The sequence below is a fragment of the Nonomuraea sp. N2-4H genome (genome assembly GCF_045291505.1).
Classification (GTDB): domain Bacteria; phylum Actinomycetota; class Actinomycetes; order Streptosporangiales; family Streptosporangiaceae; genus Nonomuraea; species Nonomuraea fastidiosa.
Genome location: NZ_CP147987.1, coordinates 7455071 through 7467914, shown reverse-complemented (window position 1 = coordinate 7467914; position 12844 = coordinate 7455071). Strand labels below are relative to the sequence as shown.

General features: G+C 67.7%; 11 protein-coding genes. 7 read left to right on the top strand and 4 right to left on the bottom strand.

Translation table 11 applies throughout. The features are described 5' to 3' along the window. Positions 1-570 precede the first annotated feature (570 nt). On the top strand, positions 571-1284 hold the full coding sequence (locus WBK31_RS34485) for a type II secretion system F family protein (protein WP_364062083.1): 714 nt from the start codon (positions 571-573) through the stop codon (positions 1282-1284). Positions 1285-1962: 678 nt separating this feature from the next. Continuing rightward, on the top strand, positions 1963-2484 hold the full coding sequence (locus WBK31_RS34480; protein ID WP_364062086.1) for a type II secretion system F family protein: 522 nt from the start codon (positions 1963-1965) through the stop codon (positions 2482-2484). A 115-nt stretch (positions 2485-2599) separates the two neighbouring features. Here WBK31_RS34480 and WBK31_RS34475 read toward each other — a convergent pair whose 3' ends face one another. The 3 genes from WBK31_RS34475 to WBK31_RS34465 all read right to left on the bottom strand — a co-directional run bounded on the left by WBK31_RS34475 (position 2600) and on the right by WBK31_RS34465 (position 4417). Beyond that, complete coding sequence (locus tag WBK31_RS34475; RefSeq protein ID WP_406673772.1) at positions 2600-3472, bottom strand: tyrosine-protein phosphatase; 873 nt, start codon at positions 3470-3472, stop codon at positions 2600-2602. Then, positions 3411-3782, bottom strand: coding sequence for a VOC family protein (locus tag WBK31_RS34470; RefSeq protein ID WP_364062092.1), 372 nt, complete (start codon positions 3780-3782; stop codon positions 3411-3413). The genes WBK31_RS34475 and WBK31_RS34470 overlap by 62 nt, the downstream gene beginning before the upstream one ends. Before the next feature lie 452 nt (positions 3783-4234). After that, positions 4235-4417: a hypothetical protein gene (locus WBK31_RS34465; protein WP_364062095.1), complete on the bottom strand. Its 183-nt coding sequence runs from the start codon at positions 4415-4417 to the stop codon at positions 4235-4237. A gap of 63 nt (positions 4418-4480) precedes the next feature. On the opposite strand from WBK31_RS34465, the gene WBK31_RS34460 reads away from it, so the two are divergent. The 3 genes from WBK31_RS34460 to WBK31_RS34450 all read left to right on the top strand — a co-directional run bounded on the left by WBK31_RS34460 (position 4481) and on the right by WBK31_RS34450 (position 5885). Next, on the top strand, positions 4481-4981 hold the full coding sequence (locus WBK31_RS34460; RefSeq protein ID WP_406673771.1) for a DUF4244 domain-containing protein: 501 nt from the start codon (positions 4481-4483) through the stop codon (positions 4979-4981). Between the two features lie 77 nt (positions 4982-5058). Continuing rightward, a complete protein-coding gene (locus WBK31_RS34455) occupies positions 5059-5358 on the top strand; it encodes a TadE family type IV pilus minor pilin (protein ID WP_378785943.1) in 300 nt (99 codons plus the stop codon). Next, positions 5355-5885, top strand: a complete 531-nt coding sequence (locus WBK31_RS34450; RefSeq protein WP_406673770.1) for an Rv3654c family TadE-like protein — start codon at positions 5355-5357, stop codon at positions 5883-5885. Before WBK31_RS34455 ends, WBK31_RS34450 begins: the two co-directional genes overlap by 4 nt. Positions 5886-8511: 2626 nt before the next feature. Here the strand turns inward: WBK31_RS34450 and WBK31_RS34445 are convergent. Further along, the gene (locus WBK31_RS34445; protein ID WP_406673769.1) at positions 8512-11052 is read right to left on the bottom strand and encodes a DEAD/DEAH box helicase; all 2541 of its coding nucleotides are present in this window, start codon (positions 11050-11052) and stop codon (positions 8512-8514) included. A 349-nt stretch (positions 11053-11401) separates the two neighbouring features. On the opposite strand from WBK31_RS34445, the gene WBK31_RS34440 reads away from it, so the two are divergent. Together WBK31_RS34440 and WBK31_RS34435 are read left to right on the top strand one after the other, a co-directional pair. Then, positions 11402-11752: an STAS domain-containing protein gene (locus WBK31_RS34440; RefSeq protein ID WP_043629845.1), complete on the top strand. Its 351-nt coding sequence runs from the start codon at positions 11402-11404 to the stop codon at positions 11750-11752. 1 nt (position 11753) lies between these two features. Next, the gene (locus tag WBK31_RS34435) at positions 11754-12200 is read left to right on the top strand and encodes an ATP-binding protein (RefSeq protein WP_406673768.1); all 447 of its coding nucleotides are present in this window, start codon (positions 11754-11756) and stop codon (positions 12198-12200) included. Positions 12201-12844: the final 644 nt, after the last annotated feature.

Genomic DNA, 12844 nt, shown 5'->3' with positions numbered 1-12844 from the left:
CCTCAGCCCACGCCCTCGCAGCCCCCTGCACCAGCACCCCAGCTCACGCCCTCGCAGCCCCCTGCACCAGTACCCCAGCCCACGCCCTCGCCACCCTTTGCACCGCCGCCCCGGACTACGGCCTCACAGCACCCTGCATCACCACCACCACCGGCTTCACCCCCGAAGCGGGCGACCGAACCAGCGCCTACCGCGACCGTGCCTACCGCGATCGCGGCTACCGCACTGTCGGCGCAGACCGTCGCTGTAAGGCGGCCCGGTTCACCACCGTCGGCCAACCCACCGAGGCCCGGTGGCCGCACCGACACCGACCGCACCGTGGGGGCAACCCGCTGAACCAGCGCGGCTCGGCTCCTGAGCCGACCACGTCGCTGACCGCGCAGTTCCGCCGAAACCGGTAATACCGCCGGGGCCCGCTGTCGCACCGGCGCAGTAACCACCACCCGCAGACGACCACCACCCGCAGACGACCACCACCCGCGGACGACCACCACCCGCGGACGACCACTACCCGCGGACGACCGCTACCCGCGGACGACCACCACCCATGGGACGATCTGGAAATCGCCGATGATCAACGCCCTGCTGGCCGCGCTGTCTACAGCCTGTGCACTCTGGCTGTGGACAGCCCCCACCACAGCCACCACCCGCCTGACAAGACTGCTGACCGCGAACCAGCCTGCACACCGCCCCCGACCATCGCTGTCCAGGCTGTTCGCTCGCCCCAGCCCCACCCGCCGAGCCGAAGCCTGGCGAAAGGCGTGCATCGAACTGTGCCAGGCGTTGTCAGCAGAGCTCTCCGCTGGACGCACCCCGGCAGAGTCGATGACCAGAGCCATAGCCGCAGTGGATGTCCCCGACCCCGACCTCCTCCGCCCTGTCATCGCCGCAGCAAGAGACGGCGGTGACGTCTCAGCAGCCCTCAAAGCGGCCGCTCCACCGCAGGGCGGCGAGGGCCTGCATCAACTGGCAGCGTGCTGGGAGGTCGGCACCACGGTGGGCGCGGGCATGGCCGCCCTCATCGACAGAGTGGCGCAGACCCTACGAGCCGCCCAAGCCCACCGCGAGGATGTGGCCGCTCAACTGGCCGGTCCCCGCACCACGGCCAGGATGCTCGCCATCCTCCCGGCCCTGGGCCTCCTCATGGCCGCCGCGCTCAACATGCATCCGTTGAGCTTCTTGTTCGGCAGCATCCCGGGCCTGATGTGCCTGGTAGCCGGCGTGACCCTGGACGTCTGCGGCCTGTTGTGGACCAACCGCATGGCCACCCAAGCCCAATCCTGACCTCAACCCGTAACACGGAAGCTCAACCCGTAACGCTCAAGCTTGTCCTGAGCCTGCAACGCTCAAGCCTGACCACAGCCGCAACGCCCAAGACTCGACCCCAGCCCTCAACTTCGGAGGTCTGACCCCAGCCTGCGACGTCCAGCCGACCCGACATCTAGCGCAACCTCAGAAGCCTGAAGCCCCAACCTCAATCTCCAGCCCTGCCTAAACCTCGATTCCAGCCCCTGCCCAGACCCGCAACCTGCAGCTCTTGCTCGGACCCCGCGACCTTCACCTCTTGCCGGACCCATGGCCTCCAGCCCTCGCTCGACCCGCGACCTCAAGCTCTCAACCCAGCAGCACAACTTCAACCGCACACTCTTAGCTCACTTGACCGCGACTACCGCCCATCCGCCCAACCTGGACCCACCGATGCTTTCTCTGCTGTCAGCCCTGTGTGCCGCCATGTCCGCATGGCTCTGGGTCTCCCCACGGACACCCGCTGAACGCCTCGCCCGCCTACGCCCACAACCGAGCAGCGCCCACCCCGTACCCGAGCAAGACCCCGCCCATCCACCAGCCCCAGACCCCACCTGGTCGGAGCCCACCAAGCGCCGCCTCACGAAGAGAGCGACCCTCCCGGCAGCAGGCACGGGACTGCTCGCCGCAGTCCTGATCGGCGGCATCCCGGGCCTGGTGGCCGGCGCGCTCATTGCCCCGGCCGTGGCCCTCTACCTACACCGCAAAGCCCCACCCCACTCCAAGGACGATCAGCGCAGGATCACCGCCGACCTCCCCTTCGCCGCCGACCTGATGACGGCCTGCCTCCGAGCAGGACGCCCGGTGAGCGCCGCCACCGAGATCGCCGCGACCGCAATCGGCGGCCCCTTGGGCGAGCGCCTGATGTGGGTCAGCACCCAACTACGCCTGGGCGCCGATCCGGAACCCACCTGGGCCTACCTGGCCAAAGAACCGTCGATGGGCAACCTGTCCAGAGCCATGAGCCGAGCCGCTCAGAGCGGCGCCCCAGTAGCCGACGTACTGACCCGCCTGGCCGACGACGCCAGAGAAGCATCCAGAGCAGCCTCGGTCGCCGCCGCGAGAAAAGTGGGCGTGAAAGCAGTGGCACCGCTGGGCCTGTGCTTCCTACCGGCGTTCGTACTCCTCGGCATCATCCCAGTGGTGGCCGGCCTGGCCTCGACCATCGTCCTGCCGTGAACACGCCAACCGTCCAACCGGCCGGGGGAAGCGAGGTTGAGCGACGGATCGAGCGCCAGCCGGTGCAGCCCGGAGCACAAGCACCAGACAGTCGCCCCAGCAGTGCAGCGCAGAGCTAAGAGTCAGGCAGACCGATCAGCCGTGCACGAAGCGCAGCCACATCCCCATCGGTAAGCCCCGCTGCCCGCAGATGCTTCTCCACATCCAGCCCGTCCAACGCGTCGAGAAGCGCATCCCGAGCAGTAGTGCCCTTACGAGCAAGAATCCGCCGGATCTCCTCAGTTTGATCCGCCATACCAAGGGCCCGGAACAAGGGAGGCAGTCGAGCCGCACTCAACTCATAGTCAGCGGCGATGTCCTCAGGCGCGACTCCGGTCAGCGCCAGCACCAGCATGACGATGAGCCCGGTCCGATCCCGCCCGAGCCCGCAGTGCACCAGCACCCCTCCAGGCCGGGCACGTGCGATGGCCGCGACGGCAGCGGCGCACAGCCGCGCCTTCCGCTCGATGAAGACCCGGTAGTAGAGCGGAGACCCGTCGAGCTCGTTCTCCCAGATCTCGTTCCAGAACGCCGTGTCCGCGGAGTCGTCCAACGGCACATGAACGGTCGTCAGCATCTCGGGCCGAGGATTCAAGTCACCGTGGCGCTCATCCTCGTTCCGCAGATCGACGATGGTCCGAACGCCGTAATCGACGAGAGCCCGCCACCCCTCCGGAGTAAGCCGCTCCGGGTTATCAGACCGAATCAGAGCCCCTGTGCGGATGGCCCCACCGCCACGCACGGCGACCCCGCCAAGGTCCCGTACGTTGAAGCACCCTTCCCATTCGACGTGCCGTCCACCACGCACAGACCCTCCCAGAGGCGAGACCAATGGGGAGAAGACCGCACTTCGCCCGCCGCTGCCAATCGATGAGACAGAGCCGCCCTCACTTTGGTTCTTCGCCACCTGGACGTTGATCGGCCGCCATGCCACCGAAGCTGATCTCATTGCCTTCGGGGTCTTCGTAGATGACCTTGGTGACGCCGTTCTCGTACGTTTCACGCTTGACGGGCTCGATGCCACGCCGCGCGATCGCCGCCACCCGCTCGCCCAGGTCGTCGGAGAACGACACCACCAGCGCGTTCCCGGCGCGCTCCGGGGCGTGGACGACGTAGACGTACCGATGCTCCGCGAGCTCCCACACCGCCTCGATATCGTTCGGCACGAATGACGGCGGCTCACCGAACAGCCGCTCGTACCACGAGAGCGCCGCGTTGTAGTCGGTAACGGGGATGCCGACGAAGAGGTCCAGCGCCATGTCACCCTCCACGGGGAGTCGAGTGTCGCCGTTGTAGACCCCGGCAACAAGAAAACTCATCGCCTCCCACACCGCGCCCACCCAGGGCCATACGTCCCCATGCACCAGGAGGCCGGACTTCCCGAGTAGCGCCCGCCAAAGCGATGTACGACACCTCGGGCCACAGGCACCGCAGGCGCGGCATGCCGGCGTCCGTAGTCGTCGGCCTGGCAGTACACCGGCGGGCGCAGCTGTGTGAACCGCTCGTAGGCGGGGCGAATGCGTGGGCAGGGCGAACTCCTGGGACTGGGCAAACTCGTGGGGCGGGCGAACTCGTGGGCGGGCGAAGGAGCGCTGGCCGCCCGCACGGAAGAGCGCATCCTCGCCCGCACCCTATGCCCGGCAGACGAATACGCGTACTCGGCAGATGAGAAGGGCCATCCCCGCGATGCCCATCGTCACGCCGACCACGGTCACCCCCGATGACGATGGCGGCGACCACCGTCACTCCCGATGAGGATCGCGACGAACACCGCGACCCCCATACGGATCGTCACCAGCTTGAGCCGCGTCGCGAACCGCAGCACCGGCGATCCACAGACCTTCACCGTCTGGCGGGCCATCCACAGAACGCCGCTCGGGCCATCGCCCGCCACCCCGCCTCCGCCACCCTTTGAACCCCCGCCGGACAACTCCGGCCCTCAACACCTGGAGGCACGATGCCAAGTCCCGCCACCATGCCAGACGACATCAAAGCCACCCCAGACCACCACAGGCGCACCCCGTCCGCCAGACTCGGGCAAGCGGGTCAAGCCACACAGCACAACACGCGACGAGCCACCCAGCCGCTCAACACCGCGCCGCCCAGCCCAACCCGCACCCACCAAACCGCGTCCTCGACCAGCACTGCGGCACCCCACCCGACAAGCCACCGATCCGCAGCACCTAACCCGCAGAGCAGCGGATCACCCCAACTAACAGAAGCCTCGACGTCCACGCGCACCCGTAGCACCGCCAGACGTTCCTGGCCCAGCGTCGCCCAGTGGCTCCATTACGCGGCCGTCAACCGCGAACGCGGCATGTCCACCGCCGAGTACGCGGTAGGCACGATCGCGGCCTGCGCGTTCGCCGCGCTCCTGTTCAAGGTGGTGAGCAGCTCGGAGGTCCAGGAGATGCTGACGTCGCTGATCAACCGAGCCCTCAACACGGCCAAGGAATGATCCTTCGCCTCGCGCGGACGCGTAGAGGCGCTCGCGGGCAGGCATCGCGGGGTTCGGTCACCGCCGAAACCGCCGCGATGCTGCCCGCCCTCATGGTCGTCCTGGCCGCCGCCCTGTGGGCGATCCAAGCGGTCGGCGTACAGCTCGAATGTGTGGACGCCGCCCGCGCCGCAGCCCGGGCGGCCGCCAGGGGAGAGCCGCTCGATCAGGTCCGTGACTACGTCCGTGCAGCCACAAGACCGAACGCCGAGATAGCCGTCACCCGCGACCCCGACCTCACCAAGGTGCAGGTCACGGTCGAAGTCCGCCCGCCCTGGGCGGGGTCGCTGCCCGCCGTCCAGGTATCAGCCGCCGCCACCGCGGTCACCGAGCCATGACCATCCCTACCGAACCGGAGAAAGCCGAACCGGAGAACCCAGTGACCAATGTCAAGGAACGCGGATCAGCCACCCTCTGGGGTGTGGCCCTCATGGGCCTGCTGATGGCGGTCGCCATGGCGTTCGCCACGGTCGGCTCCGTACGCGTGGCCCAGCACCGCGTCAACAGCGCCGCCGACCTCGGCGCTCTGGCAGCGGCCAAGCTCGCCCTGATCGACCCGGAGGGCGCCTGCGTCCGGGCCACCGAACTCGCCGCCCAGAACGGCGCCAAGCTGACCAAGTGCAAGATCACAGATGACAGAGCCGACGTCTGGACCACCCTGCCCCTGTCACTCCCGCTATTAGGCCAGATAACGCTGAACGGAAGATCCCAGCCGGCCCAGCACCTCCTACACCCCCGAACAACCCTCACTAGCCAACTCCACCCTCCCGCCCAGAGCCCAGGGACGGGCGCGGGGAGGCCACGAGCCCGCGAAGCACCTTGGCAACGACCCGAAGGGCGTGCCCCTGAACACCAAATTGCGTAGCGACCTGAAAGCCGGCAGGGCCACCAGCCCGCACTGTTGCTCGTCCAGCGAGCCCGCGGAATGACAAGGCAACCCCGACTCAAGTTCACCAAGCCCGTACGAGAGTTCAGCATCGCCGACCCGGAAGTCCATCAGGTTGTGGACGCGACCGTGAGCAAGAAGCGCCGCGGGACCACCAGGCACGGACGTTCCACCGCTGCCAAGAGCCGAGCTCACCCAGCCAGCAGTGTGCTGCGCTACGACGAGCTCCCCGCGTCCACACCCAGCTTTCGGCAGGGCGGGCCGCCGATTTGGTCGGGAGGGGGTGAGCCCATCGGCGCTGCGACGCACCGGGACGCTCCACGACGGTTGGCTGCCCTACACGCCCGGTCGGTGACCGTTGTCTGCCGGGCGGACTGCACTTCCGGTCGTCCCATGGGCGCCCCGAGGGTGCTTGAGCGGCGCGAGGCTCTCGGCGGAGGGAAGCGTCGTGACGGTAGTCGCCAGAGTGGCGGTCACAGGAGCGATCGCAGCCGGTTTCCTCACGTTCGGCGTCCCTGCTCACGCAGCCGTGACGTGCAAGCCCGCAGGCCCACCCAACCTCACCGTGCAAGCAGGGCGCGGCGGGCGGGGCGGCCCTTCCCGGGGAGATCACTTCGCCGCCCGCCGGTGAGGTGGTCACAAGCTCATCGGTGCCGGTCTGCGCGCGGGCCGGACTCATACAGCTGAAGGTGGGTCTGTACGTCGAGGGGCCCTCCACGCCCAGCCAAGTGATCGGCACCGGCGGCGGCAATCAGACGATCTCCGGGACCTTCGATGCCGGCGACACCCCCGCTGGAACCTTCACCGTTCCCCTCAAGGGCGAGATCACCGGCACCACGTACGCCGGCAGCACGTTCACTCTGCGCAGACCCGCCCCGGTGCCGACGGAGGTGAACGTCAGCAGAAAGTGGACGAGGAAAGTCCTCGTGACCTGGCGCAAGGGGCCAGGGCCGGACCTTCCGTCGTACGAGGTGTCCAGCACGCTGTCCGGAGTCAGGGGGCGGTTGCCTGTCGAACGTGCGTGCTCGCTCCGGGGATTCGTACAGGGCAGAGCTGGCGGTGCCGGCCGGGGCGGTGGGCAAGAAGGTCGGGTTCGCGGTCGAAGCGTTCAGGGGCGACGGAAGCGGCGGATCGATCGGGTCGGGGGAGTCGGCGATGGCGTACGTCAGCTTCCCGCCCGCGCCCTCCGCCAAGCCGGCGAAGAAGAGGTCGGCCGACACAGGTGGGCCGCCAATCGCGGAACGACGGACCGACGGAGGTGGACCCGCTGCCCGTGCTGCCGGGAAAGCACAGGCTCAGCCGTCGGACAAGCCGGCGAACCGCGCATCGGCGACGCGCCCCGAAACGCCCGAAGCCGATCGGAACGTGAACCTTCCCCCTCGCTCCGATGTGAGGCGGGGCGGAAAAGACGGCTCGGATGCGGGCACGGGCGAGCCCAGGGGCGGAGCGGATTCGGCTGCGGGGCGGAGCGACGGAATGAACGCCGCGTCGGGTGAGTCCTCGCTCGGAAGCGTCGGTCGGTACGGGCTGTACGTTGCGGTCGGCGTCGCCTTGGCACTGCTGGGGCGCATGCAGGTGCCTGGGCTCGACGGCGCTCTCTGGCTGCGGGGGTGATGGGTGGCCGTCACGAGTCCTCATCGGCAGCGCGGACGGCAGGGCCAGATGGTTCTGCAGTGCGGACGGCAGCGTCAGATCGTTCGGCAGGGCCGAATGGTTCTGCAGTGCGGACGGCAGCGTCAGATCGTTCGGCAGGGCCAGATGGTTCTGCAGTGCGGATGGCAGCGTCAGATCGTTCGGCAGGGTCAAATGGTTCGGCGGTGCGGGCGGCGGGGCCAGATGGTTCGGGGCAGGTGGTTCAGGGGCAGGTGGTTCGGCATAGGGGTTTCTTGCCGCCTGTGTCCGATTCTCTAGAGGACAGTGCATTCTGGGCGTTTTCCTCGGGAGAAAGTCGATGTATCCGGCGAGGTTGACCACGGCGGCTATAAGGGCGGAGGGCAAGGAGGGGTGGGCACTAGCCGCTTTCCGGAAAGATACGAAGGGTCGGGGAGAGCAGGGAAAGGGGTATTCCTGCTGATGGGGAGTGAGGCTTTGCGGTGAGTTGTTCGGTGCAAGCGTCAGGTAGGTGCTGTAGTCGTCATGGCCCTGAGGGCGCGGTCCTCGCACCCGTTGTTCAAGGCGGTGCACAGCGGTGGCGTTGACGTGAGCGCGCTGAAGCTGGTGCACCGGAGGGCCTGGAAAGTGGTGCACCTTAGGGCATGGCCCTAAGGTGTCGTCGTCCTCTGTGCCCTGCGTCGCGGGCTGCGGTCCCTCATGACCCATGGCGAGACGGCGCTTTTGTCGCCGACCCAAAGCAATAAGGAAAGTCAGGCATCGGACGCATCTGCGTCAAGACCGTCCTCACGCACCTGGACATGTCACGCGAGCTGCGCCACTGGTCCGGCCGCGAGAAGGATGTCCTGGTCTATGAAATGGGCAGTTCAGCGGTGAGCTGAAATGTCCAGCACCGGTGCTGGTGGAGGGGTGGGTTGGCATAGAGTTTAGGGCACGGGGCAGGGTGTTGTGGCGAGATTCAGTGAGCTACTTCTTATCGGGATTTCTTTTTCGATCATTGTGGGGATAGCAGGATGTTGAGGAGGCGGATTGCGCCTCTTTTGTCCAAGGGTTCGTTGCCATTGCCGCATTTCGGGGATTGGATGCAGGAAGGGCAGCCGCGTTCGCATTCGCAGGACAGGATGGCTTCGCGGGTGGCGGTGAGCCAGTCGGTGGCGCGGGCGTAGCCGCGTTCCGCGAAGCCGGCGCCACCCTCGTGGCCGTCGTACACGAAGACGGTGAGCAAGCCCGTGTCGGCGTGCAGTTCGGTGGAGACGCCGCCGATGTCCCAGCGGTCGCAGGTCGCGAACAACGGGAGCAAGCCGATGGAGGCGTGTTCGGCGGCGTGGGCGGCGCCGCCGAGATCGATGCCGGCCTCGGCTAGCGGGGCCACGGCCGAGGCGGGCAGCGTCCACCAGACGGCGCGGGTCCGGAGCGTACGGGGCGGCAGCTCCAAGGGCTCGTCGCCGAGTGATTCGCCAGATTGGAGGCGCCTCTTCAGGTAGGAGACGACTTGCCGGGTCACCTCCACCTCGCCGAAGTGGAGGGTGCCGGTGCCGAGAGGTTGGGAGCGTTCTGTGGAAAGGATGGAGATGTCGGTGATGTCGCGGGCGAAGGTCGTGTAGTCCGGGTTGGCGCTGGAGACCAGGGCCACTCCGGCCTCCAGGTCCAGGAGCTCCACCAGGAAGGTCTCGCCCTGGTGCAGGTAGATCGCGCCCGTGTGCACGGTGGTGTGCGCGGAGGGCTCGTCCACGCTGCCCAGGAGACGGCCTGTGGACGACTCCACGACCTGGATCGGGTTTCCTCCACCGCCTCGGATGTCGGCGAGGTCCGTGGCCCGCTCGCGCTTGGTCCAGAACCATCCCGCCGGACGCTTCCTGAGCATGCCCTCCGCCACCAGGTCCTCAAGGACCTTGGCGGTGGTGGGGCCGAAGATGGGCAGGTCGTCCTCGGTCAGCGGGATCTCGGCCGCGGCTGCGCAGAGGTGAGGGCCCAGGACGTACGGGTTGTCGGGGTCGAGGACGATCGCCTCCACCGGGCGGCCGAACAGCGCCTCCGGGTGGTGCACGAGGTAGGTGTCCAGCGGATCGTCCCGGGCGATCAGTACGGCCAGCGCGTCCTGGCCGTCGCGGCCCGCCCTGCCTGCCTGCTGCCAGAACGAGGCGCGGGTGCCCGGCCAGCCGGCGATCAGTACGGCGTCGAGGCCTGAGACGTCCACGCCGAGCTCGAGGGCGTTGGTGGTGGCCAGGCCCATGATCGTGCCTTCGCGGAGTGCCTTCTCCAGGAGGCGGCGGTCCTCGGCGAGGTAGCCGGCCCGGTAGGCGGCGATCTTGTTGGGGAGGTCGGCGAGGTCGTTGAAGTCCGTCTCGGCCTGCTCCGGGATCGCCCAGGTGAGGGACGACGGCGGTTGCCCCGGCTGCGTGGAGGGTTGATCCCCGCGCTCGCGGGGGCGGCCTGGATGCGCGTCTGCGGTCGTCTCAGGGTCTGAAGGGGTGCCCGGGTCCGCGGTGGCGCTCACGTCTGCGGGTGGCTCAGGGGGCAGGGCGGCCCCCGTGTACGTGGCCTCCGCATGCGTGGCCAGTGCGGGTGTGTCCGGGGTTGAACCGGTCCTCGGGTCTGTGGGTGGTGCAGGGGTGGGGGTGGTCTGTGCGTGCGTGGCCTCTGTGTGCGTGGTCGTCGTTGGGTGTGCGGGTGGGTTCGCGGTTGAACCGGTCTTCGCGTCTGTGGCCGGCCCAGTGTGGGTCGGGGTGTAGGGGAGGGAGAAGGCTACGTCGGCCAGCTTGGCGCGGGCGGTCAGGGCGACGGTTTCCGCGCCTCGGCGTGAGCGGACGAAGGCGAGCGTGCGTACGTCGGCCAGGACGAGGTCCGCCAGCAGGTCGGCGGCCTCCGCCGTGGCCGTCCGGCGTACGGGAGCGCCTCCCTCGCCCCGGAGCTCGGTCAGAGGCGGCTCCCAGAGCGCGAAGGTGGTGGCGCCCTTGGGGGAGGCGTCCACGGTCACCTCGTCCATCTCGAGGCCCGTCAGCCTCCTGCCGAAGACGCCGGGCTCGCTGGCGGTCGCCGAGGCGAGGATGAAGGTGGGGTGCGAGTGGTAGCGGGCGCAGGCGCGGCGGAGGCGGCGCAGGATCTGGGCGACATGGGAGCCGAAGACGCCGCGGTAGCCGTGGCACTCGTCCACGACGACCAGGCGCAGGCGGCGGAAGAACGACGACCACTGCGAGTGCCGGGGCAGGATGCTGCGGTGCAGCATGTCGGGGTTGGTCAGCACGTAGTTGGCGTGCTGGCGTACCCAGGTGCGTTCCTCGAACGGGGTGTCGCCGTCGAAGGTGGCCGCGCGAAGTTGCGTGATGCGCAGCTCGCGCAGGCTGCGGAGCTGGTCGGCGGCAAGGGCCTTGGTGGGGGTCAGGTAGAGGACCGTGCCGCCGTCGAGGCAGGCGGCCACGGCCGGGGTGAGGTACGCGAGCGACTTGCCCGACGCCGTACCCGTGGAGATGATCACGTTTCGGCCACGGAATGCCAGGTCGGCGGCCTCGTACTGGTGGGGCCAGAGTCCTGTCACCCCGCGGTTCGCCAAGCGCGTAACGAGGACTTCCGGAGCCCAGTCCGGCCAGCGCACTTGACCCGCCTGACGTGCGGGAACATGCTCCACATGGGTGACACGCTCACGACGCGAGGGCACTCCTAGAAGGTGGCGGAGGAGTGATGCCGTCTGTTCTGGGGAGGATCCGGTGGAAGTCACTGTTTCCAGTCTTGCATCCGTGGGCAAAGTCGCCGGGAATCGTGATTTCGTATAGACACAAGCCAGGCGCGTGGTTGAATGCCGCGCGTCAGGGTCGGACAGTCTGGGGCTACGCTCCAGATTGCCAGGCCGGCAAGAGTACTTTCGCAGGCGAGGCGCTGGAGGATCTGTGGATCTGAAGTTGGATCACCGCACCGAGGACCGACTCACCATCGTCGAGGTCGAGGGTGAGATCGATGTCTACACGGCGCCGAGATTGCGTGAGCTCCTCATCGATCTGGTCAACAAGGGCAACTTCCACCTTCTTGTCAACATGGAGAAGGTCGACTTCCTCGACTCCACGGGCCTCGGTGTCCTGGTCGGGGGGCTCAAGCGGGTTCGCGCGCATGACGGCTCGCTCGAGCTGGTCTGCACGCAGGAGCGCATCCTCAAGATCTTCCGGATCACCGGTCTGACCAAGGTCTTCGGGATCTACGCTTCGGTCGACGAGGCCAAGGAAGCTCACGGCAAAGACAAGTAGCATGGCTACCGTCGAGCTCACGTTCAGCGCTCTCCCCGCACACGTGCGCACCGCACGGCTGGTCGCGACGGCGATCGCCCGCCGCACCGGTGTGGACGAGTCGATGCTGGACGAAGTCCGGCTCGCCGTGGGTGAGGCGTGCTCCCGGGCAGTCGAGGCGCATCGAGCGCACTGTCCGGGCGAGCCCATCCGCATCGAGCTACGTGACGATTCAGGGCGTTTCGAAGTCACGGTCAGTGATTCGGCCCCCAGCGAGGAGATCAAGCAGGAACAACCGCTCGATCTGGGCATGCTCTCCGACTCGTTCATGTCGAACTTCGGTATCGCGGTCATCGAAGGGTTGGCCGATGATGTCGAGGTCTATCCCACCCCAAAGGGGACGAACATCCGGATGAGCTGGCCGACCGCCGTCAACACCGGAACCGGCACCGGCACCGCCGCCTTCTGACCCAGGTTCAGGTCACGCAGTTCGCCCTAGGGTGCAGTTCGCCTCGTTCGCCTTGAGGTTCGGGTTCGTGTCGGTGCTCAGGGTCTGAGTGCCCGGTTCTGCGTCCCGATGCTCAGGGTCTGAGTGCCCGGTTCTGCGTGTTGGTGCTAAGTGTCTGAGAGCGCGGTTCTGCGTCTTCGTGCTCAGCGTCTGAGTGCACGTTCTGCTTTGGGCGGCTGAGGGCGTGGTTCTGCGTTGCGGCGTCTGAGGTTCGGTTCCCTGCGCGGCCTCTGAGGGCTGCGGGGCATAGGGGGTTGGTTGGTTCGGTCAGGAGCGGGCGTTCGGCTCCTCTGAGGGCGCTTTGGGGGCCTCTGGTAGGGCATTCTCGGGCTCTCTAGGGGCTTTCCGGTTGTAGTTGGGCTCTTGATTTCTCCTGGCGAAGCTCGCGAGGTTTCTCGTGGCGGCCGCTGGTGGCTGTCCGTGGCGGGGACCTGCGGTAGGGCGGTTCGGAGGTTGCGTGTGGGTGAGCGTCTGTGATGGAGGCGGCGGCTTACCAGGGGCTGCTGTGGTGGACGGTTGCGGTACGTCCGCGTTCGGGGTTGGTCGAGGCTGAGGGCTGATCGTGATGCGGCGGTCGGGATGACCAGTGGGTGCGTGGGTGCGGG